Genomic DNA, 21,788 nt, shown 5'->3' on the forward strand with positions numbered 1-21,788 from the left:
ATCCCAACTAATTGCCTTCCCGTAAAAGAGGGAAAAAGGAATCGTAGGTTCTTGAGGAGGTTTTATAATGTCCGCTTCTAAGAAAACAGCACCTTCACTTTATATCAGGGTCAATATACCGGAAAAATACATCAATCAGTTTAAGGAGATTTGTTCAGAAGTTGTTGTCGAGCCATGGGAATTCGGCGAACCCGAACCACAGCCAACGGTTGATTTAACAAAGTTTGATGTCCTATATACTCTGGGGCTTCATGATAATCTTAACATTATAAAAAAAGCTCCAAAGATTAAATGGGTCCATTCAGACAGTGCTGGAGTGGAGGCCATGCTGAATGAAGATATAAAAAACAGCGATGTCATCATCACCAATGTCAAAGGCTGCACATCTGTCCCGATAGCCGAGCATACAATTGCGATGCTATCTTCGTTAGCAAGAGGCGTACCGACAATGATCAGAAATCAAATAAACAAAACGTGGGTTGAAATTCCAGTGAAAGATCTTGAAAATGCGACAGTGGGGATAATTGGGTATGGTGATATTGGCTATGAGATAGCAAAGAGATGTAAAGCACTGGGTATGACCGTTATTGGGTGCCGTCGGAACCCCTCCAAGAGGAACACAGAATATGAACCTGCTGATTTGATAATGGGAATGGATCAAGTGGATGATGTCCTTTCCAGGTCCGACTTTGTCGTCTTGGCCCTTCCGTTTACAAAAGATACTTCATACTTTTTTAATAAAGAACGCTTAAATAAAATGAAAAAAGGCAGCTATGTAATTAATGTCGGCCGAGGTAATACGATTGTGGATGAAGATTTAATTCATTCCTTGAGCAATGGGCACATAGCAGGAGCGGCTCTGGATGTGTTTGAAGTAGAACCTTTACCTAAGGAACACCCTTTCTGGCAGCTGGAAAATGTCATGGTTTCCCCACATAATGCTTACAACTCTTCCAAGCACCTAGACCGCGTGATGGAATTATTCCTGAGAAATTTAAAGCTTTTTTCTGACGGTAAACCCCTAATGAACGTTGTAGAAAAAAAACTTGGTTATTAACAGCAATCCGTCTTTTGAAAAGAAATTCAAATGACAAGGGCAGACCCTGATTGGGTTTGCTTATTTTTGTTTAAAAGCCGCTGCTTCATCTTTTTCTTGTATAGGACAATCTCTGATCAGGAAAAGCTGGATATAAGGAGGCGATGTATGAATGGGTACTTTCGAAGTTATTTCCCTGATGCTAAGCTTTGGCATGTTTGTAATTGCTATTCTTGATTTCAAAAATCATGACAAGAATCCTTGATAATATTGAGGCAGGACGATGTGTATGATTAATAATGGAAGCGTTTTAAAAAATTCCGGGTTGTTTAAAGAAGGTATTGATTTTCTCGATTTTTTAAACTTGCAGAGAACACCATTATGAGGTGTTCTTTTTTGTTTTGTTTCCAATGAGTTTTAATCGATATTCCATGCATACATAAGTTTCATCTTTGACAAAACAATGATATACAAGTATAGTATCTAATAGACCGGTTGATATAATTACAAGGAGTGATCCAGCTATGGCAGAGAAACGAAACTCGAAAGACATTCTTATTGAAGCTGCTTCCAGACTTTTTCGTATACGTGGATATTACGGTGTGGGGCTTAAGGACATTATTGAGGAAAGTGGTATCCCAAAAGGTTCGCTGTATCATTATTTTCCGAAAGGCAAAGAAGAATTGGCGATCGAGGCGATTATTCATACAAAAGAATTCGTGATAGATGAAATTAAACGGGGGTTTGATGAAATTGAAGACCCTATTAAAGCCATTCAGTCTCATATTTTTCATTTATCCGAGGTTTTTGGTCATAGTGAAAATCTATTAGGACTGCCAATCGGGACGATTGCAGCGGAAACATATACGACGAGTGAGCAGATAAGAATGGCCTGTCAAGAAGCGATGGAAGATTGGCAATCCATTTATGTGAAGAAATTACTCGAAGCGGACTTCAGTGAGAAACGGGCAAAAGAATTGAGTATCGTAATTAATGCTTTGATTGAAGGCGGTATCCTTTTATCCTTAACGGCGAAAAACGGGGAACCTCTCCAAGCCATTGCGGAACAGATACCATTATTGCTGATAAATAAATAAGTCATGCGGAAAAATTATCTTAAGCTTAGGTCGAACAGTTAGTAATTGGAGGAATTATTTTATGTCAGCAGATGCAACACAGCAACAAAACCCAGTCATTAGGACGACCCCTATATTAATTGCATTTTTAATTGCAGGGTTCATCGGGTTATTCAGCGAGACGGCATTAAACATGGCGCTGGGGGATCTAATTCAAGAATTCAATGTCAGTCCTTCAACCGTGCAATGGCTAACAACGGGTTACCTATTGACATTGGGGATACTGGTTCCCGTTTCGGGACTCTTGATTCAGTGGTTCAATACTCGTCAATTATTCATTGCCTCAATGGTGTTCTCCATCATTGGGACGCTCATTGCAGCAATTGCACCCGGGTTCGGCATCTTGATGCTAGCCCGTGTCATCCAGGCAATCGGAACGGGTCTTTTATTGCCTCTCATGTTCAATACCATTTTATTGATTTTCCCTATTCATAAAAGGGGAGCGACGATGGGATTGATGGGGCTGGTGATCATGTTTGCCCCAGCCATCGGACCGACAGTTTCAGGCTTGATTATTGAAAATCTAAAATGGAACTACATTTTCTGGGTGTCTTTGCCGTTCTTTGTGATCGCTTTACTATTCGGTCTCAAGTATATGCAAAACGTTTCAATAATCACCAAACCTAAAATCGATGTACCATCCATTATTTTATCGACCATTGGTTTTGGGGGAATTGTTTATGGCTTTAGTATTGTCGGAGAGCAAGGATGGAGCAATGCGATCGTTTTATCCTCGATTATTGTTGGACTTATAGCGTTATTCCTGTTTGCTGTGAGGCAATTCAATATGGATAAACCGATGATTGACTTGCGCGTTTTTAAATACCCGATGTTCACGTTAGGGTTAATAACAGTCTTCATCACCTTCATGGTCATCATGTCATCCATGATTCTCTTACCGTTATACCTGCAAACCGGGCTTGCATTAGCTGCGTTTTCTGCTGGGCTGGTACTATTGCCGGGTGGAGTGCTTAATGGTATCATGTCTCCGGTTACGGGGCGCATTTTTGATAAGTTTGGTCCAAGAGGGTTAGTGGTTCCAGGCTTCATAATTATGATTGTCATGTTATGGACTTTGACGAACGTAACGACTGAAACGACGATCATAATGGTAATCGTCATGCATTCCCTCCTTATGATTGGTGTTTCGATGGTCATGATGCCGGCCCAGACAAATGGCCTGAATCAACTGCCAAAAAATCTTTATCCGGATGGAACGGCTCTAATGAATACATTGCAACAAGTATCGGGGGCCATCGGTACAACCGTTGCCATTACGATCATGTCAGCATCCCAAAAAAATTATATGGCAAATGCAGAAGATCCGTTCGATCCATCTGCCATTAGCGGTTCATTGACTGCAGGCGTTCAAGATGCCTTTATTTTCGGCCTTGTCCTTGCAATCATTGGTTTGATCGTATCGTTTTTTATCAGAACAGCACGAGACTAATAAGATAAATTAGCCAGCAGGGAATGGAGTTTCTCTGTCTGGCTTTTTTTGCTGGTCTTTATTACCATATTTCATCAAAAGCGAAAAAGTCAGAGTAAATTATTTGAAAATTAACCAATTATCGGATAATCTTACACAATGAAAGTTACTAAAATTCAGCTCAGGTAAAGCGGTTAACAGGAGGAACTCAAATGAAAACAATAAAAACCAAAATGTTTGAACCTGTAACAATAGGTGCATGGAACTTAAAAACAAGAACGGCAATGGCTCCTATGACTCGGTCGTTTGCCGATAACGAAACTGGTGTTGTGAATGACCTGACCGTAGAATATTACCGAAAGCGGGCTCAAGATGGAATCGGACTCATCATTACTGAAGGTGTAGTGATTTCACCAAGAGCAAAGGGCAATCCTGGGGTTCCCGGAATATATACTCAAGAGCAAATCGACGGGTGGAAAAAAGTAACGGAAGCAGTACACGCAGAAGGCGGAACGATTATTGCGCAAATCTGGCATGTGGGCCGTGCAAGCCACCATGAAATTGCAGGAGGACTTCCTCCGCAGGCCCCGTCACCTATCGCTGCGGAAGGTAAGGTTTCACGATTCGGCAAACCTTTTGGCATTCCTGAAGAAATGACAGAGACGGATATTGCTGAAGTTGTGGACCAATATAAACAAGCTGCAAAGAATGCAATGGATGCTGGCTTTGACGGCGTAGAAATTCATGGTGCACACGGCTACTTAATTGACCAGTTCAATTCTGACTCTTCCAATAAAAGGACCGATCGGTACGGTGGTGATTTAAAACAGCGTCTGACATTTATGAAGGAAGTGCTAAAAGCAGTTATTGATACGGTTGGAGCGGAACGTACCCTTATTCGTTTCTCGGCTTTGAAAATTGACCAGCCGTCTTATATGTGGGAAGACCCTGAAAAAGCGATCCAAACATTTATTGAAGCGTTCAATGAAACAGGAGTCAAAATGATTCACCCATCCACGATGGAATTTACCAAACCGATTGCAAGAGGATTGACCATGCATGAATTGGTACGCAGCCATTGGGATGGAATCATAGTCGGTGTGGGGGGGCTTGATCCCGAAACAGCAGAAGCCGCACTGGAAAAAGGCATCATTGATATTGCGGCGATTGGACGTCCGCTTATCGCCAACCCGGATTATCTGGCACGAATTAAGAAGGATGAAGGACTTGTTGATTACGAGGCAAAGAAACATTTAGGGCAACTGATTTAATAGCGATAAGATAAAAGGCAGGCTTGTTCATGACAGGACAATGCAGTACCCATACTTCCGTTTCTATGACTGAAGCGATTCTTCTTCAAGAAGGGTCGCCTTTTCTTATGAACATAAAAGGGGGAGTGGATGGTATATCAATGGAACGTATCATGGTTATCGGAGTGTCCGCGGGTGTCGGAAAATCTACTTTTGCAAGAAGGCTTGGAGATCATTTGAATATCGAAGTATATCATTTGGATATATTCTACTGGAAACCTGGCTGGGTGGAGGCTCCTTTAGAGGATTTTATTTCTGCTCAAAAGGAAGTATCGAGTCATCACAAATGGATCATGGAAGGCAACTATAGTCATTCTTTTAACCTACGTTCGGAGCTAGCCGATACGATTATTTATTTAGAACTTCCTCTCCGTGTTTGCCTTTCACCTCGGGGAAGACCTCGTAAAATTTATATGTTAAAAAAGTAACACCTCGACGTTCTTGGTAAACACGTAAATGAAATTCGGTTTCCGGTGAGATTATTGTGCCAATATCCCAATTAGAATATAAAGTAAAGGAACCCATTTAATTAATTCCTCCTTAAAACAAATAAGAAGATGTTTCTATTGTCAAATTGTGGTCATCAATCAAATTGTGATTCTGATAACGGTGTTGGTGGATTTGGTGGAGGTTTCGCTTTTATAGTCGTATTGTTTATACTCTTAATCATTGTTGGAGCTACTTGTTATGGTAGCGGTAATGGCGAGGTCCAAGGATATGGCGGTTTCTGCTAAAAGCTCACCCGCTGTAACGAACAGAGTAAATAAGGCTAATTTAAGGAGGATGATCTTTGTTTAAACAGGGGTCATTCTTTTTAATTCCATTGATATCTGTATTGATTGTGGTATATTTCACGTTTTAGATCCTCAGTGGCGAAGAACCTCGTGATTCTTTTGGTTGATTTACAAACTGGCAGGTGCATAACAGGATCGATAGGTATTATCCTTAGTTACTAACACGCGAAATATCTATTTCTATACCAAGGCAAAAACTAAAAAAATCTATCGTCTGTACTGTAGGAAAGGGATGGATATCTGAATGATAGCCCATTCTCCACCCATCTTCCTGCATAAAATGATTAAGCCCGATAGATTGTGAGGGAGGTAATTGCTTGGGTGAAAAAAAAGGCTCAAACGCCTCTTCTAATAACCAATCTCACTGTTTTGAAGCATTTATAAGCCCCAACCCCATTACTTCATTAAATCCTGTTCAACGCTTTCCTAAAATTGATAAAACAGCATTTGTTAGTCAGTTTTCCAGTGTCATAGGTGATGTTACCATTCGTAACAATGTCTATGTAGCGCCTAATGTAAGTATACGTGCGGATGAAGGAACTCCTTTTTATATAGGATCCAATTCAAATATACAGGACGGAGTAATTTTACATGGATTATTCAATAAAAGGATTTTAGTTGGGACAAATGGCTATTCAATATTCATTGGAAATGAAGTGACCATTGCTCATGGTGCGATTGTCCATGGGCCTTGTTATATTGCAGATAAGGTATTTGTTAGTTTTAATTCCATTGTTTATACTGCAATTGTAGGAAGAGGCGCATTTATTTCTTATAATGCAGTAGTAACAAATGGCGTTCGAATACCACCTGGTAGGTTTGTACCGCCAGGAGCTCATATTGATTCACAAGAAAAAGCGGATGCACTTTCAACAGTACCTAAAGATAGTAAGGAATTTGCACATGAAGTTCAACGAGTCAATCATGAATTCCCCGCATCTTATCACCTGTTATTTGGGAAAAATCGTTGCTCCTGCGGATTTGCCTATGACCAGTGATAAGTATGGCTGGATCGGGTCGTTCGTAGAGGATTCTAGAAATGCGAAGCTGTCATTGAGGCAGCTTTTTTATTGTAATGGGCGGACATTATAATCGTACAAAAGAGGAGATGTTCCGAATAAAAGTTGTTTGCAATTTAAAGAGATGGAGCATTTGCCGGGATTATAAAAGGAGGAGCATCATGGAACTAGGGAACATAAAGATCAGTCAACTATTTCCTTATCTTCCTCAAGCAATAAAAGACCTGAATGTGGGTATTATCGCCCTATTTGTTAACATTGTTGTTTTAGTGGTGGTCAGTTTGATGACAAAAAACTTTACTTATACTCATCAAGATACTGATGATTTGGAGACATCAACACTAGAGCAGAAGATCTAATGCAAAAAGAATCAAATAGCTAACTCAACATGATTTTTTACATTCACTTCCGGTATAAATATGTAACACGAATTCCTTCCAATTAAAACTTTCCTGGGGGCAGTTTTGCAGCACTCCATTTACAGTTTGGAACGCTTTTAAAGAATTGGGCTTTTTGGAATCAAAGTTGGTCCAGTGGACACAGGATAATTCAATGATCGCCCTTTTTTGAAGGGTACCTTTGAGAATTGTTCTTTTTAACAATAGAGTGCCTGCAAATGAAACAAACCGGTCTGAATATGACCGGTTTGTTTCATTTAGTTACTCTGATTTAGAGCTCTGATCTTTATTTCTTTTATTTCCTTTGCTGTTGTCCCCACTAACAGGGGTTTGTCCGTGTAATTGCGGCGAATTTTGGTTACGGCTGCCTTTATTGAATTTTTTTGTCATGTCTCACATCTCCTTTCTTTTTTCAAATACAGTTTGTCCCTTTTTGGAGAACTTATGTTTCTCACTGAAAGGAACAACTTTGTAATATTTTTCATTCACGGCTAGTAAGGTAGCTAAGTAGGGGGGAGAGGTAGAATAATCATTACCTGTTGAAAAAAGCTCAGCCCTATGGGGTTACAGAGGACTGAGTTAATGTCTTAAAACGCTTGTCGGGCATCCAGTTTATCAATCTGGAACCAGTATGGGGAATTGTCATTTCGCCTTTGGGGGATCTTGCACAGACAAGGCGCACAAATTGGCTGTTATGATGGTTGAAAGTGCTAATTATGAAGATAAAATAATCGTAAGGGAATGTTCGAAAACTTGAGGATCTTTTAACATAGTTCATTCAAGAGGTTTTAATTACATAATTCTTACTTTATTTTTAAAAAGCTTGCAGTAGTAGTTTGTAGCTCTGAAAAAAAGAACAGTATATACAGATAACTGATTTCAAGGATACATGTGGCATTCTTTTTTAAAGCATGCATGAGTGATCTTTCCTTTCTTATTGTAATTTCATCAATTATACTAATGAATTTATACAAAATCTTCCTCTTTGTTAGATTACCTGCCATTGTTTTTCTGGATGTACGATTTTATTGAAACAGGATCGTTCACATGGCCAACTGATGCCATGTATATGAAGGAGGGCTTTTTTACTTGGCTCAATAAACGCCTCGGTAGAATATATTTAGCTTGCTATTATGGAAATGACAAAAAATGATTTAGGCTTGTACAAATTTGGACGTTGATTTCCACTTCAGGCACCGCTTTCCGCGGGCGGTCGGGGAGCCTCCTCGGCTTGCGCCTGCGGGGTCTCCCCTGGACGCGCTTTTCCCGCAGGAGTCTCGCACCTTCCGTTCCAATCAACTATGTTTTAATTTTTAGATAGAACCCTATAGAATTTATTTAAAATGCTTTTAACTCATCCAATAAACTATTCAATTCAAGTTCTTAATGATCTTCATTTCTTTTAGTAATACAAACACTTATGGGATAACCAGGGCTAAGATGATATAACCTAAAAAGATTATTCACCCTAGTATTGAAGGCACGAGAATCATTTGAGTGATCTTTGCAAACCCGGGGGAGACACAATTCTCAATTGGTATTTTTATTTTTACTGGTGATGTCATTTTTGTTTAAAAATTCAATGATTCCACTCACCAATCCAGAGGATAATGGCAGTTCAGGATTTGTATAGGTTGCTAAATTCCCTGCTCGATCTGCAGGGGCTTCTTTCAATACATGATTCATCTTTTCGATTATAAGTAATTCTGAATCGCTTTTTTCCTCATGTAACGCTTTTGCATTAGTTGCGGGCACTTGAATGTCTCTATTGCCGTTTACGATTAGAACAGGGATATTCAGTTCCTTTACTGATTCTAGCGGGTTATATTGAATCCAAGAAATCATGTAAGGTTGAACAGAGGGGCGGAATACACTTTGCAGATCAGCACTGACAGTCTCGACTTGTTTTCCTTGTTTTAGCTTTGCCAGTATATCTTTGGATTCCGTTAATAACGACGGTGTAAGCTGCTCTTCAAGCTGTTTCATGAGAACTTGGTCAATAGGTTCCCCTGCACCCGCCAATGAAATGAATATGTCTGTTTCTGTTTTCTTTGCGGCTGCCATTCCAATTAAAGAGCCTTCGCTATGGCCGATGATGCCGACTTTGGAAAAACGGCCATCCTTTTTGGCAAATTGGACCCAGGCAGCTGCATCATCAATATACTGTTCAAATCTCAGGTCCTCTTCTTTTCCTGCCAATTGCATATTTTCACCAATTCCGCGCTTATCATACCTGATGCTTACAATCCCTTTTTCTGCAAGACTTTCGGCTAACATTTTCAAACTATTATTTTTTCCGGGAGTTGCAATGGTGTTACCATCTTTATCGGTCGGCCCGGAACCCGCAATTATAATCATCACAGGAAAAGGCCCTTCATGTTTTGGTGTTTCTAAAAGGCCTTTAATGGTTCCGTTCTTTAAGTCGGCCTGCACGATTTCACCTGATTCTTTTTCTTCAACTGCCTGATTGGATTTCTTGAGCAATTCAAAGGGGAAGGCTTGCCCTTTTTGAACAAATGTTCCTGAAATCTTATCCTGATTTACTTTCCCATCAAACGTAATTTGCTGATTTTGGATTTTCATATCAAAAAACAAGTCTGATTCACTTAACCTTACACTTGTTAAGGGGAATTCGTTCAACCCTTGTACAGGAATACTTATCGTTCCATCTTTCTTTGTAAAATGAACAATGATTGGAAGCGGTTGATTGGGGATCTTAATATCTCCTTCCCATCTGCCTTCAATAGCATTCAATGAGCTCACTTCCTTCGATTTCTCTTCCACCTGTACCTCGTCCTTGGTTCTGCAACCTGCCATTAATAAAGCAGCACTTACGATAATACATATAATCGACAAAAGTCTTTTCATTTGAGCCAGTCCCTTTCTTAAAATAATTAGACTCAGTCATTGGATATCCGTCTTCATTATAAGGAATTTTTAATATAAAATTCCAATATTTCCCCTTGTGTCCGTTTGTTTTTCCACACTTTTATCTTTTTTGAAGAGGTAGGGACATTCAATCACCTTCTTAATCCGGGCGCAAAAGTCGGTGTTGTTTCATCTGAGGTCGGAAAACCAGGTCAAAATTAGAATGATTTGAATCAATTATTGACATCTAAAAGAAACTCTTTTAGAGTGAATGTGTAAATTAAATATCCTCGTTAGGTGAGGCTCCTGTGTAGGAGATACGCTACTGCCCAAAAATGTCGAAAGACGCCAATGGGTCAACAGAAACCATCGACATAAGGTGGTTTTTAATGTAGCTGGCTTTGTCCTATGCCACACAGTGCTAAAGCTCTACGAATGGAGGAACTGGATTTATGCTTGTATTTGTCATTCAGTCATATAAGGCTGTTTGTATTTGTCATCCAGACAATGTACGCATATATACCGTATTTAACACCTTCATTTGTAATGGAGGTGTTTTTATTTTTTCTTGGAGGTGAGGGATTTGGAGAACTATTCACGACGACATATTCGTGAATGGAAACAAGATTTTGGAAGGGGAATAATAATATTTTTTTTATTCTTAATATTTAAGGGAAATATTTTTTGGCTCCCCTAAAAAGGAGTGAGAGACAAGATGATAAAAGTCCTGACGGAAGATCAAATGACTTTACAAATCATAAAGGTATTAAAAGAAGGAAAAAAGAAAGAATTTCAAGCGATATTGGAAGAACTCCAACCATATGACATTGCGCGAATTTTTGAAGGGCTCCCAGAAAAACACCATACACGCTTCTTGTTGTTACTCGATTCAGAACAAATCGCTGAACTGATTCAAGAAGTTGAGAAAGTCCATCAATTAAAAATTCTTAGTAAATTGGGAATAGAGAAATCCGGCCATGTAATGGATTTAATGGATAATGATGATCTAGCTTCATTGTTAGAGGACCTATCCCCTGGAAAAATCGAAGAACTTCTTTCTGGCATGAAACAAGAAGAATCAAAAATCGTTCAAAATATCATGAATTACCCCCCTGAAACGGCAGGGCGAATCATGACAAACCGTTTTGTATGGATCCCCCAACATTATTCGGTGCGTGAATCAGTTGAAAAACTGAAAATCTTTGCGGAGTTTTCGGAAACGATCAACTATCTTTATGTAATAGATAATGATAAAAAATTAGTAGGTGTTGTCTCATATCGGGATTTAATAATAAATGATGAATCTGAAAAAATTCAAGATATTATGTACAGCCGGGTTATCTCCGTATCCGCATATGAAGACCAAGAAGAGGTAGCTCGTGTTATTGAGCGATATGATTTTTTAGCAATTCCAGTAGTTGAAAAAAATAATGAGTTATTAGGAATTGTAACCGTCGATGATATTATTGATGTTGTCATTAAGGAAGCGAATGAAGATATTGAAAAATTATCTGCATCCGGTAAAGCTATAGACTTTGACACGAAGGCGCACGTGGCCGCGTATCGTCGGCTGCCCTGGCTTATTTTGCTTTTATTTATCGGATTAGTGTCTGGAACCATTATAAGCGGTTTTGAAGAAACCTTGTCCAAAGTTGTTGCACTTGCCTTCTTTATGCCGATGATCGCAGGGATGACTGGAAATACAGGTACTCAATCTTTAGCCGTTGTTGTAAGGGGTCTAATCACTAGTGATACGGATAAAGGAGTCGTGACCAGGCTCATTATACGGGAACTGAAAGTTGGCTTGATAATAGGCATCACCTGCGGAATATTAATTTCCATCATAGCTTATGTTTGGCAGGGAAATCCCGTTCTGGGATTAGTGGTTGGAAGTTCGTTGGTGATGACCCTGATTATCGGGACTTTAGCTGGGACCATTATTCCTTTGATATTATATAAATTCAACATCGATCCCGCAGTTGCTTCTGGTCCGCTAATTACAACACTGAATGATATACTCTCGTTACTTATTTACTTTGGAATGGCAACGATGTTCATTTCAAAATTGATGTAGACTATCCACGAATTAGTTCATAAAACTGGTTAATAAGAAGAAGGGGCAGTAACCCTGCCAAGCAGACATTAAAAATAGATTATTTCAGGCTGCGGCCTTTTCCCGGTATTCAATCGGGGAAAGGCCGTTTAATTTTTCTGGTGAGCGAACCGTTTATCGAAATGAAAAACATTGGACATAATAGGCTGTAGCAAGTTTGAGGTTTTCAGGAAAGGCTACATAAATAGTGTTATGGAAGCGATAGCCAATCATATTCTTTGACCTATGAACTTCATCAGTGATACGCTTCTTTTCGAAATTACGTATTCAAACCAAGGAGGAACAATGATGACACAAACCAAACAACAAATAATCACCCTGGCAAACCGTCCGAAAGGTATGCCTTCGAAAGGGGATTTTAACTTTGTTGAAAGTGAAGTTCCCACACCGAAGGATAATGAGATTTTAGTACGTACACTATATTTATCTGTCGATCCATACATGCGTGGCAGAATGCAAGATACCAAATCATATATTGCTCCATTTGAATTGAATAAGGTCATCACGGGCGGCGTTGTTGCCGAAGTTGTTGAGTCCAAATCGAATTCCTTCAAACAAGGGGATGTCGTTGTTGGGAATATCGACTGGGCAGAATACACAGTTGTCACTGAAAAGGAAATCCGTGTGATTGATCCCAAGGTGGCTCCGGTCACAACTCATTTAGGGATTCTTGGAATGACCGGTTTAACTGCTTACTTTGGTTTGCTTGATATTGGTAAACCTCAAGAAGGTGAAACGGTAGTCGTTTCAGGAGCGGCTGGAGCAGTCGGTTCAGTAGTCGGACAAATTGCTAAGATTAAAGGTGCGAAGGTTGTTGGCATCGCTGGTTCAGATGAAAAACTTGAGTATTTAACGAAAGAGCTCGGATTTGATGGAGCCGTAAATTATAAAAGTGATAGTTTTGCAACAGATTTAGCCAATGCTGTTCCTGATGGAGTCGATGTTTATTTCGATAATGTGGGCGGCGAGGTGTCCGATGCTGTTTTTACACTTTTGAATGCGAATGCCCGAATTCCATTATGCGGGGCGATTTCCTCATATAACGCGGAAGGAAAAGATCTAGGACCGCGTCTGCAATCGGCAATGATCAAAACCAGTGCACTAATGAAAGGTTTCACAGTTGGAAATTATGCCGCTAGATTCCAGGAGGGTGCTACGGAATTAGGTAAGTGGCTTCAAGAAGGAAAGCTGAAGTATGAAGAAACGATTATTGAAGGGTTCGAAAACACACCGGATGCATTTTTAGGTTTGTTTAAAGGAACGAACCTCGGAAAACAGCTTGTAAAAGTTGCGGAACCCGAATTCGCTCAACTATAAGTTTTATGGAATTAAAGCTGAGGAAGGTCCTTCGTTGTGATTTTTAAGCCTATACAAAAGTGCCTTTTTTCGATTTCAATCGGGGAAAGGCCGTTTTCCTTTCAAGTTAAAATATGATCCTTTTTACCTTTAGTGGTATCTTTTGATCCATATGAAGGATATTGCTTTGTGCTTGCGACATATATACCCTTTGAAGGATACTCAAAAATCCGCCAGGGAATTTTGGACCTGCAAGATGCGCTTCAGTTTTGCGGAGCAGCAACTGGCTAATCAATCTAATTGATCCTATTATGGGAGTTCATATTTGACTCCCTTTCTTTAAATGAGTGATTATTCGGCCTTATTAATAGGATGAAATTGGTAGGTTTATAGAAAAGTCTGTAAAAATGCCAGTTTTCATTATAAAATGTAATTACAAAGAGAAAGGTGATGAACCATGTCAAACGTTGCTAAATTTCGTGATTTTTTAAGTAGTGAGAAAATCTATATGAATGAGTTGAATGAAGATGGCACCACCTTTTTTAGGGCTGAGCAAAAGTTAAAGGATGGCTGGAAGGTCCTTTTAGTATTTGCTTTCAATCAAGATGAAAATGTGGCGGACTTATTTTGCTTTAACGTCGCCGAGTTGAAGAATCCTGAAAAGAAACAGGAAATACATACACTATTGAATGAATATAATGCTAATTTTAGGTATTCTAAGCTGTATGAGGAAAATGGGACCATTTCCATTCGGTATTCATACTCCATTGAGGGTGATATCGTACCGGATCTGGCGTTCAGGAAGTTAATCATGCTGCTTGAAACGGCACAGCAGGTTTATCCGCGGTTAATGGAAGTCATTTGGTCTTAAATCACCATATAGGATGAAAAAGTTCTCTTCAATCAGGGGACTTTTTAACATTTTTACTAGAGTGAATGAATATATTAATTTTACAATACGCTAATTATTAATTTTTTTTAAAAAGAACTATTGCATTTTTTCACATTAGACTATATAATTAATTTTGTTGATTGGTAATTCGACAAACTTCTACAAGAATATGCGGGTGTAGTTTAGTGGTAAAACCTCAGCCTTCCAAGCTGATGATGAGGGTTCGATTCCCTTCACCCGCTCCAATACATACTCATAACGTAGGGTTTCGTTACCTGGAGAACGAAGCTTTGCGTTTAAATATTATTACAAGAATTCTACTGTTTACAGTAGGATTTTTTTTTGCATTTCGTCGAAGCGGTAATACAGTATGTCATACCCGAAAAATGGACTTTAATTTTTGATTATCCTTCATCCGGGAGTGTGGGGATTTCGATGCACCACAAACGTAGTCAATTTGATTAACTACGTTAGTAGAATCAGTTTGACTAAGTTTGTGCTTTTTTTGTTAATGGGGAAGAGAAAGGCGTGCCAGGCTTATGTAGCATCGATTATTATCAATCGAAAGGCAGAAAGTAACCATTGTAAACCGGCTAGCCGAGACCCCGGAGACGTTTACGTCGAGGAGGCTTGGCAGACAGTCGGCGGAGAGGGAGCGGGTTTCTGGAATCGACTGAAATGAGATTTCAGAAAAACAGTAGGCTGGACACACCTGAACCAAGTTTAAGACGAGGTGATCCTAGAGTTTTTTTTACAGTAACCCTTAAAGGATGGAAGAAATTTGCGACACTCCAGCCGAGTAACTGGCTAGTCGAGACCCCGGAGACGTTTACGTCGAGGAGGCTTGGCAGACAGTCGGCGGAGAGGGAGCGGGTTTCTGGAATCAACTGGAATGTAATTTAAGAATAGTCCGTAGGCTAGATTCATCCCAAATCAAGTTTAAGACTTTGTGATCCTTTATGCTCTTAAATTCCAGTGATCTTTATTGCCTTTTTGGTAGGGATCGATCGGTTGAATAAAAGGATACTAGAGGACTGGTTTTATTAATTGGAAAAATCATAAAAAACCCCTTCCGATTGTGGAAAGGGTTTAATTTCGTTCAATTTTTAATTATCCTTCTACAATCGAGTAAGTCCCTTCACCACCATGGATTTCAAGGAACATGTCCATCAGGGATTTCGTCAGCTGATCTGCTTCCGTGATTGGAGTATTGGGTTGTAAATAAATGATTTGGATAGCTTTTTTCGTTTCTTCGGTGACTTTCGTGCGTTCTGAATCAACGTAAGGACTTCCGAATGCGCCAGCATGATCGGCTGAGGTAATCATATTTTCCATGGAATTCAAGCGGCCGTTCAAACCGTCATACCCATCTGACCCCTCGCCAATCTTAATTGAGATGTCTCCTGTTAATTTTTCAGCATCATAAATGCCGATCGGAACTTCATATAACAGTGAGAAGAAGTTATTCAAATCGATGGCCGAATGGATGGGTGTCAAGTAATTCTGTTTTTTTACTCGACGGTAAAGGGCTTCCACGGAGGGACGATACCGTGACGGGTTCGTTCCTGTAGCCTTGAAAATTTCCCGCCACACTTTAATGCCGGAAAAGTCGGTCAATTCCTTTTCTTCAAGGTCGAAGAAAAGAGCTTCCTGAAATAGTTGAAGTCTTCCTTTCACCATTTGCGGGGAGGGACCGACTTCGATGTTTTCATATGTAATGACCCCGACTTTGAATTCAGGGATTTTACTGCTAAGATTAGCTGATACAGTAATTTCCAACCGTTTCACCTCCAAAAATGATTGCAATTAGTTTATCATAGATAGCAATGGTTTGAAATGGATTCAAACTTCAATGGGAATAATGAATGAACGTAGGTGATTAATATGGATATGAACTCATTCAAGCAAGAAGTGATTTTATATAGTAAGGAAATCGGCATCGATAAAATCGGCTTTACATCGGCTACGGCTTTCACCGAACTGAAAGGTCGGCTGATACGTCAACAGGAACTGGATTACCAGTCAGGGTTTGAAGAAGCCGATATAGAAAAAAGGGTAAGGCCTGAATTGATATTCGATAAACCGCAATCCATCATTTCGATTGCGCTTGCTTATCCTTCGAAATTGAAGGATGCTCCGCAAAGTACAAAAAGTGAACGCCGCGGGATCTTTTGCCGGGCGTCTTGGGGAACGGATTATCATACCGTTCTCCGTAATAAATTGCAGTTACTTGAGAATTTCATTAAAGATAAAGTGCCAGGGGCAATGATGAAGTCCATGGTTGATACGGGTGAGTTATCGGATAGGGCAGTGGCTGAGCGAGCAGGTATTGGCTGGAGTGCAAAAAACAGTATGATCATCACACCGGAATTCGGGTCTTATGTATACTTGGGAGACATGATAACCAACCTGCCATTTGAACCGGATCAACCGATGGAAGATCAATGCGGGACATGCAATAAATGTGTCGATGTTTGCCCGACTGGAGCGCTCGTTCAGGGCGGGCAGCTAAATTCCAAGCGTTGCATTGCGTTCTTGACACAGACAAAAGGTTTCCTTCCGGATGAGTTCAGGACGAAAATAGGCAATCGTTTGTATGGATGTGATACATGCCAGACCGTTTGTCCGAAAAACAAAGGAATGGATTTTCATTTTCATGAAGAGATGGAACCCGACCCCGAGCTGGCGAAACCGCTGTTAAAACCCCTGCTTACGATTTCAAATCGGGACTTCAAAGAGACATACGGCCATGTATCTGGCTCTTGGCGCGGTAAAAAACCAATCCAACGAAATGCCATTTTAGCATTGGCCCATTTCAAAGATGAAACGGCATTGCCTCTATTGATACAGGTCATGAAGAATGATCCGCGGCCCGTCATCAGGGGGACGGCTGCCTGGGCAGTTGGGAAAATTGGCCGGGAGCAGGCTGTTTCCGCATTGGAAGAAGCTCGAATGAAGGAAAAGGATGAAGAGGTATTGGCGGAAATTGAGAAAGGACTGCAGTTTACCTTGGAAACAAAATAATATTTAAAATGCAGCCGCCTCGTAAATATAACGGGGCGGCTTTTTTGCTTAAGATATTCCGGCAGCTTCAAGGAAAATCTAAAAAGTTTCATTATGGGTAAGGATTGAAACTCCCGCATTTATGAAGTTGTGTTTTTGTCCATGCCCTCGTACATACACATTAGCATAGATGGTAAGAAGGAGGGCATGAACTTGAGGGAACAATTGCAACGCCTTTTACAAGAAAGAGTGGAGTTTTATACTTCAGATGATCTGGAACGGGGTGAAAGGAAGTTACATTTGAAGAAGGAAATGATGAGGAACCGCGCTGCCGAAATTGTTCGGGTGAATGCGGCAGGCAAGGTACATTCGAAGAGAAAGGAAGAAAGGGATACAGTCCTGACCTATCATGTCCATCTGCAATATTTATTGAAACAGGAAGATTCATTTTATATAGAAGAAGAAATGGAGGAAAGGGAGGCACGGTTTCGAAATGGGTATATAGTGGATGAAATTGAGTTGATTCCCAGCTTTGAAACCGAAGAGGCACCGCCAAAATGTGATCCAGGAGCAGATCGTCTCGCATATAAGTATGATCGAATGAAGGCCGTTCAATATGCCGAGCGTTGGTGGAATGAATTCAATCCGGCTTATTATAAATTCACCGATGATTGTACGAATTACATTTCACAATGTTTACATGCAGGGGGAATACCGATGTGGGGGGCGCCAAATAAAAATAAGGGCTGGTGGATAAGGGGGAAAAGCTGGAGTTATACATGGACGACAGCCCATTCTTTATATCATCTGCTTAAAGCCGGGAATGCCATCAGGACAAAGCAGGTGGAGTCGGCCAAGGAATTGAATTTGGGCGATATCCTCTGCATAGATTTCGAAGGGGACGGACGGTTTGACCATAACTTGATTGTAACGGCGAAGGATCAGGACGGGATGCCGCTTGTGAATGCACATACGATGAACAGCCGTCACCGATATTGGACGTATGAGGATTCAACCAGATATACACCGAACATCGTTTATAAATTCTTTGTGATTTTGGATGGAAGGTGATTGGTTTTTAGTCTTTTTTGTTTAATGCTATAATTAAGGTGAAGTTCAAACTAGAGGTGAAAATGAAGTGTCAATACATGTAGTTTTATATCAACCACAGATTCCAGCAAATACAGGAAATATCGCAAGAACATGTGCAGGGACGGATACGTCTTTACATCTCATTCGCCCGCTCGGTTTCTCGACGGATGACAAACAGCTCAAACGGGCCGGGCTCGATTACTGGGAGAATGTAAAGATCCATTATTATGATTCGTTAGAAGAGTTTTTTGAAAGAAACGCCGGCGGTGAATTTTATTACTTGACGAAATTCGGGGAGCAGCCACATTCGAGCTTTGATTACAGTGATCAAGACAGTGAGATATTTTTCATTTTTGGCCGTGAAACGACGGGTCTCCCGAAAGATCTGATCCAAGAAAATATGGATCGGTGCCTGCGGATTCCAATGACGGATAAAGTACGTTCCCTTAATCTGTCGAACACGGCAGCCATCTTGGTTTATGAAGCACTTAGACAGCAAAATTACCGTGAATTGGATTTGAAAACAAAAGGTTGAGTTTCATCAATACTGTCATCGGGGGCATTATTTCAGCCCCGATGATGGATACTTTACATATTCTTTAGGGGTGGGAGCATTGAATAACATTATTGAGAAGATTTTAGATCACCGTTCCATACGTTCTTTTGAGGACAAGTTATTGTCTGGGGAGCAAATCAATACGATTGTGGAATGTGCCCAAGCGGCATCGACTTCAAGTTATATTCAAGCGTATTCAATCATAGGGGTAACCGATCCGGAAAAGAAAGCCAAGCTTGCTGAACTTGCCGGACCACAATCATATGTAGAGAAGAATGGACATCTATTCGTCTTTTGCGCCGATTTATATCGTCAGGATATGGTTTCCGAAATGGAAAACACTGACCTGTCCGAATCAATTGAAAGTACGGAGAAATTCATGGTTGCCTGTATTGATGCTGCTCTTGCGGCTCAAAATGCGGCATTGGCAGCAGAATCGATGGATCTTGGCATTTGCTATATAGGCGGGATCCGCAATAATCTCCCAGAAGTGTCTGCAATATTGAATATACCGCATCGCGTTATACCATTATTCGCTCTAGCGGTCGGATATCCGAAAAACCGTTCGGATAAAAAGCCGCGTTTGCCGCTGTCCAATATTTATCATGAAAATGGATATCAGGAAGTTAAGCAAGAGTTCATCGGACAACTTGAAGAGTATAATGAAACGATTTCCAGTTATTACGAGCGTCGTACTGAAGGTAAACGAAAAGACACCTGGACCGAGCAAATGGCTGGAATGCTTGGAAAGAAAAGCAGGTTGTACATGAAAGATTATGTTGAGAAGCAAGGATTTAAGAAACATTGATTGATGAAAATGGCTTATTGCCCTTCCCATAAGGGACATCTTCCAAATTCCTGAGTATGAGCCAAACAGTAAAGATCCCGGAAACATTTCCGGGATCTTTACTGTGTTCATTTGTCTGTCGGTAATACGGACCGGCCCCCAAAATGCTGTCAGAATTTCTTCTTATATGCCCATGAAATTACCATTGACAATATATTTAGATAGAATTATAGTAATTAAGTAGTGGATAATGATAATCATTTTCATTTGAGTTTTTACTTACCTATTTTTCAGTAAATGGAGGTTAAAAAATGGTTCGCCTATATACAGAGGATTTGAATATTGGTTATGGTGAACGTTTAATTGTAAAAGATCTCAGTGTGGAAATTCCAGATAAAAAAATCACAACGATCATCGGTTCAAATGGATGTGGGAAATCGACACTTTTAAAAGCGATCACCAGAATCATTCCAAATCAATCAGGTACGGTTCTTTTAGATGGGGTTAATATCTCAAAAGAAAGCACTAAGATCCTTGCAAGAAAAATGGCCATACTTCCGCAGACACCCGAGAGTGCAAGCGGATTGACGGTTGGGGAGCTCGTATCATATGGGCGCTTTCCCTATCAAAAAGGTTTTGGGCGCCTGACCCAGAAAGACTATGATGTGATTGATTGGGCACTTGAAGTGACCGGCACGAAAGACTTCAAGTTCCGTCCCGTGGATGCTCTGTCAGGAGGTCAGCGCCAGCGTGTTTGGATTGCGATGGCCCTTGCCCAGGAAACGGAAATCATCTTCCTTGATGAGCCGACCACCTATTTGGATATGGCCCATCAGCTGGAGGTTCTGGAATTATTACAGAGGCTGAATGTAGAACAGGGACGTACAATTGTCATGGTTCTTCATGATTTAAACCAAGCTGCTCGCTTTGCCGACTATATCATTGCCTTAAAGGACGGGGAAATAGTCAAAGCAGGAGATTGTGAAGAAGTCATCACTCATGAAGTTCTTAAGGAAGTATTCCATATTGATGCGGTAATCGGACGAGATCAACGAACGAACAAACCAATGTGCAGCACATACAATTTACTAAAAGGAGATTTGACAACAAATGAAAAAAATATTGATCCCGTTTATACTGCTGTTAGTGTTAATTATTAGTGCTTGTGGTAACGAGTCAGCCGAAAAGGAAAAAAGCTCCGCTTCCAAAAAGGAAAAATCAGGTACCATCACCTATCAATCTGAAAATGGTCCTGTTGAAGTTCCGGCAGATCCTCAGCGTGTTTTAGTACTATCATCTTTCGCAGGTAACGTAATGGCTTTGGATGTTAACCTTGTAGGGGTTGATTCCTGGTCTAAAATGAACCCGAATTTTAAAGAGTTAAAAGATGTGGAAGAAGTGACGGACGAAAACCTGGAAAAAATCATCGAGTTGAATCCGGATTTAATCATTGGTTTATCGACGATTAAAAATGTCGATAAATTAAAGGAAATTGCTCCAACTGTAACATATACATACGGAAAAGTTGACTATTTAACACAACATGTAGAAATCGGTAAACTTTTGAATAAAGAAAAAGAAGCTCAAGCATGGGTGGATGATTTCAAAAAACGGGCAAAAACAACCGGTGATGAAATTAAAGCCAAAATTGGAGAAGATGCTACCGTTTCCGTTTTCGAAAAGTTTGACAAACAGTTCTATGTATACGGTGATAATTGGGGCCGTGGAACGGAAATCCTTTATCAAGAAATGAAATTGGGTATGCCTGAAAAGGTAAAAGAAGTGGCGCTGAAAGATGGTTACTTTGCCTTATCATTAGAAGTTCTTAAAGACTATGCCGGTGATTATGTGATTTTGAGCAATAACAAAGATCAGGACAATTCATTCCAACAAACTGACACGTTTAAAAACATACCTGCCGTTAAAAACAATAAACTATATGAAGCTGATGCAAAAAAATTCTACTTCAATGATCCAATAACATTAGATTACCAATTAGACTTCTTTTCCAAAAGTTTTCTTGGAAAATAATACAGCGAGGGAGAGGGATTCCAATTCC

The 21,788-nt window shown here is 40.2% G+C and carries 21 protein-coding genes, 1 tRNA gene and 1 riboswitch; of the genes, 19 read left to right on the forward strand and 3 right to left on the reverse strand.

The window, feature by feature from the left end; all coding sequences use genetic code 11:
• The first annotated feature begins 67 nt into the window (after positions 1-67).
• The 9 genes from ACZ9AO_RS06310 (at position 68) to ACZ9AO_RS06350 (ending at position 7,083) form a co-directional block, all read left to right on the forward strand.
• Positions 68-1,057: a D-2-hydroxyacid dehydrogenase gene (locus ACZ9AO_RS06310; RefSeq protein WP_251541093.1), complete on the forward strand. Its 990-nt coding sequence runs from the start codon at positions 68-70 to the stop codon at positions 1,055-1,057.
• 151 nt (positions 1,058-1,208) lie between these two features.
• A complete protein-coding gene (locus tag ACZ9AO_RS06315) occupies positions 1,209-1,301 on the forward strand; it encodes a putative holin-like toxin (protein WP_220126990.1) in 93 nt (30 codons plus the stop codon).
• Positions 1,302-1,560: 259 nt separating this feature from the next.
• Positions 1,561-2,133 carry a TetR/AcrR family transcriptional regulator gene (locus ACZ9AO_RS06320; protein WP_106026772.1) on the forward strand — a complete coding sequence of 191 codons (573 nt, stop codon included), beginning with the start codon at positions 1,561-1,563 and terminating at the stop codon, positions 2,131-2,133.
• A gap of 61 nt (positions 2,134-2,194) precedes the next feature.
• Positions 2,195-3,622 carry an MDR family MFS transporter gene (locus ACZ9AO_RS06325; RefSeq protein WP_048689101.1) on the forward strand — a complete coding sequence of 476 codons (1,428 nt, stop codon included), beginning with the start codon at positions 2,195-2,197 and terminating at the stop codon, positions 3,620-3,622.
• 191 nt (positions 3,623-3,813) lie between these two features.
• Positions 3,814-4,872 carry an alkene reductase gene (locus tag ACZ9AO_RS06330; protein ID WP_375541179.1) on the forward strand — a complete coding sequence of 353 codons (1,059 nt, stop codon included), beginning with the start codon at positions 3,814-3,816 and terminating at the stop codon, positions 4,870-4,872.
• Between the two features lie 29 nt (positions 4,873-4,901).
• The gene (locus ACZ9AO_RS06335) at positions 4,902-5,339 is read left to right on the forward strand and encodes a P-loop NTPase family protein (RefSeq protein ID WP_311293656.1); all 438 of its coding nucleotides are present in this window, start codon (positions 4,902-4,904) and stop codon (positions 5,337-5,339) included.
• Positions 5,340-5,468: 129 nt separating this feature from the next.
• Complete coding sequence (locus ACZ9AO_RS06340; RefSeq protein ID WP_476108696.1) at positions 5,469-5,645, forward strand: YjcZ family sporulation protein; 177 nt, start codon at positions 5,469-5,471, stop codon at positions 5,643-5,645.
• Between the two features lie 377 nt (positions 5,646-6,022).
• The gene (locus tag ACZ9AO_RS06345; RefSeq protein ID WP_476108697.1) at positions 6,023-6,703 is read left to right on the forward strand and encodes an LbetaH domain-containing protein; all 681 of its coding nucleotides are present in this window, start codon (positions 6,023-6,025) and stop codon (positions 6,701-6,703) included.
• Positions 6,704-6,885: 182 nt separating this feature from the next.
• On the forward strand, positions 6,886-7,083 hold the full coding sequence (locus tag ACZ9AO_RS06350) for a hypothetical protein (protein WP_375541181.1): 198 nt from the start codon (positions 6,886-6,888) through the stop codon (positions 7,081-7,083).
• Between the two features lie 300 nt (positions 7,084-7,383).
• On the opposite strand, the gene ACZ9AO_RS06355 is transcribed toward ACZ9AO_RS06350, so the two are convergent.
• A complete protein-coding gene (locus ACZ9AO_RS06355) occupies positions 7,384-7,512 on the reverse strand; it encodes a hypothetical protein (RefSeq protein ID WP_258832991.1) in 129 nt (42 codons plus the stop codon).
• A gap of 1,140 nt (positions 7,513-8,652) precedes the next feature.
• Positions 8,653-9,990 carry an alpha/beta hydrolase family protein gene (locus ACZ9AO_RS06360; RefSeq protein WP_476108698.1) on the reverse strand — a complete coding sequence of 446 codons (1,338 nt, stop codon included), beginning with the start codon at positions 9,988-9,990 and terminating at the stop codon, positions 8,653-8,655.
• Between the two features lie 282 nt (positions 9,991-10,272).
• Positions 10,273-10,438: riboswitch (M-box (ykoK) riboswitch) on the forward strand.
• A gap of 267 nt (positions 10,439-10,705) precedes the next feature.
• Here ACZ9AO_RS06360 and mgtE point away from each other — a divergent pair.
• The 4 genes from mgtE (at position 10,706) to ACZ9AO_RS06380 (ending at position 14,536) form a co-directional block, all read left to right on the forward strand.
• Complete coding sequence (gene mgtE / locus ACZ9AO_RS06365) at positions 10,706-12,064, forward strand: magnesium transporter (RefSeq protein WP_176702821.1); 1,359 nt, start codon at positions 10,706-10,708, stop codon at positions 12,062-12,064.
• A gap of 327 nt (positions 12,065-12,391) precedes the next feature.
• Positions 12,392-13,420: an NADP-dependent oxidoreductase gene (locus ACZ9AO_RS06370; RefSeq protein WP_048684398.1), complete on the forward strand. Its 1,029-nt coding sequence runs from the start codon at positions 12,392-12,394 to the stop codon at positions 13,418-13,420.
• Between the two features lie 436 nt (positions 13,421-13,856).
• Positions 13,857-14,270 (forward strand): YbjN domain-containing protein, encoded by a 414-nt coding sequence (locus ACZ9AO_RS06375; RefSeq protein WP_251541101.1) that lies wholly within the window; start codon positions 13,857-13,859, stop codon positions 14,268-14,270.
• Positions 14,271-14,462: 192 nt separating this feature from the next.
• Positions 14,463-14,536, forward strand: a tRNA-Gly gene (locus ACZ9AO_RS06380).
• Positions 14,537-15,401: 865 nt separating this feature from the next.
• Here the strand turns inward: ACZ9AO_RS06380 and ACZ9AO_RS06385 are convergent.
• Positions 15,402-16,070: a B3/B4 domain-containing protein gene (locus ACZ9AO_RS06385; protein ID WP_072272455.1), complete on the reverse strand. Its 669-nt coding sequence runs from the start codon at positions 16,068-16,070 to the stop codon at positions 15,402-15,404.
• Between the two features lie 105 nt (positions 16,071-16,175).
• Here ACZ9AO_RS06385 and queG point away from each other — a divergent pair, with 105 nt between their 5' ends.
• From queG to ACZ9AO_RS06415, 6 genes are all read left to right on the forward strand, one after another.
• Positions 16,176-17,315, forward strand: coding sequence for a tRNA epoxyqueuosine(34) reductase QueG (queG, locus tag ACZ9AO_RS06390; protein WP_034315181.1), 1,140 nt, complete (start codon positions 16,176-16,178; stop codon positions 17,313-17,315).
• A 192-nt stretch (positions 17,316-17,507) separates the two neighbouring features.
• On the forward strand, positions 17,508-18,365 hold the full coding sequence (locus tag ACZ9AO_RS06395; protein ID WP_476108699.1) for an amidase domain-containing protein: 858 nt from the start codon (positions 17,508-17,510) through the stop codon (positions 18,363-18,365).
• Positions 18,366-18,432: 67 nt separating this feature from the next.
• Complete coding sequence (gene trmL / locus ACZ9AO_RS06400) at positions 18,433-18,921, forward strand: tRNA (uridine(34)/cytosine(34)/5-carboxymethylaminomethyluridine(34)-2'-O)-methyltransferase TrmL (RefSeq protein ID WP_048689880.1); 489 nt, start codon at positions 18,433-18,435, stop codon at positions 18,919-18,921.
• A gap of 79 nt (positions 18,922-19,000) precedes the next feature.
• Positions 19,001-19,750: an oxygen-insensitive NADPH nitroreductase gene (gene nfsA / locus ACZ9AO_RS06405; RefSeq protein WP_476108700.1), complete on the forward strand. Its 750-nt coding sequence runs from the start codon at positions 19,001-19,003 to the stop codon at positions 19,748-19,750.
• Between the two features lie 290 nt (positions 19,751-20,040).
• A complete protein-coding gene (locus ACZ9AO_RS06410) occupies positions 20,041-20,889 on the forward strand; it encodes an ABC transporter ATP-binding protein (protein ID WP_476108701.1) in 849 nt (282 codons plus the stop codon).
• On the forward strand, positions 20,840-21,760 hold the full coding sequence (locus ACZ9AO_RS06415) for an iron-hydroxamate ABC transporter substrate-binding protein (RefSeq protein WP_202315362.1): 921 nt from the start codon (positions 20,840-20,842) through the stop codon (positions 21,758-21,760). Before ACZ9AO_RS06410 ends, ACZ9AO_RS06415 begins: the two co-directional genes overlap by 50 nt.
• The last annotated feature ends 28 nt before the right edge of the window (positions 21,761-21,788 follow it).

It is taken from the genome of Peribacillus sp. TE19612 (assembly GCF_056279465.1).

Bases quoted from the DNA above. Each gene is read 5' to 3' on its own strand.
- ACZ9AO_RS06310 (WP_251541093.1), top strand. From the start codon at position 68: ATGTCCGCTTCTAAGAAAACAGCACCTTCACTTTATATCAGGGTCAAT.
- ACZ9AO_RS06315 (WP_220126990.1), top strand. From the start codon at position 1,209: ATGGGTACTTTCGAAGTTATTTCCCTGATGCTAAGCTTTGGCATGTTT.
- ACZ9AO_RS06320 (WP_106026772.1), top strand. From the start codon at position 1,561: ATGGCAGAGAAACGAAACTCGAAAGACATTCTTATTGAAGCTGCTTCC.
- ACZ9AO_RS06325 (WP_048689101.1), top strand. From the start codon at position 2,195: ATGTCAGCAGATGCAACACAGCAACAAAACCCAGTCATTAGGACGACC.
- ACZ9AO_RS06330 (WP_375541179.1), top strand. From the start codon at position 3,814: ATGAAAACAATAAAAACCAAAATGTTTGAACCTGTAACAATAGGTGCA.
- ACZ9AO_RS06335 (WP_311293656.1), top strand. From the start codon at position 4,902: ATGACAGGACAATGCAGTACCCATACTTCCGTTTCTATGACTGAAGCG.
- ACZ9AO_RS06340 (WP_476108696.1), top strand. From the start codon at position 5,469: ATGTTTCTATTGTCAAATTGTGGTCATCAATCAAATTGTGATTCTGAT.
- ACZ9AO_RS06350 (WP_375541181.1), top strand. From the start codon at position 6,886: ATGGAACTAGGGAACATAAAGATCAGTCAACTATTTCCTTATCTTCCT.
- ACZ9AO_RS06355 (WP_258832991.1), bottom strand. From the start codon at position 7,512: ATGACAAAAAAATTCAATAAAGGCAGCCGTAACCAAAATTCGCCGCAA.
- ACZ9AO_RS06360 (WP_476108698.1), bottom strand. From the start codon at position 9,990: ATGAAAAGACTTTTGTCGATTATATGTATTATCGTAAGTGCTGCTTTA.
- mgtE (WP_176702821.1), top strand. From the start codon at position 10,706: ATGATAAAAGTCCTGACGGAAGATCAAATGACTTTACAAATCATAAAG.
- ACZ9AO_RS06370 (WP_048684398.1), top strand. From the start codon at position 12,392: ATGACACAAACCAAACAACAAATAATCACCCTGGCAAACCGTCCGAAA.
- ACZ9AO_RS06375 (WP_251541101.1), top strand. From the start codon at position 13,857: ATGTCAAACGTTGCTAAATTTCGTGATTTTTTAAGTAGTGAGAAAATC.
- queG (WP_034315181.1), top strand. From the start codon at position 16,176: ATGGATATGAACTCATTCAAGCAAGAAGTGATTTTATATAGTAAGGAA.
- ACZ9AO_RS06410 (WP_476108701.1), top strand. From the start codon at position 20,041: ATGGTTCGCCTATATACAGAGGATTTGAATATTGGTTATGGTGAACGT.
- ACZ9AO_RS06415 (WP_202315362.1), top strand. From the start codon at position 20,840: ATGAAAAAAATATTGATCCCGTTTATACTGCTGTTAGTGTTAATTATT.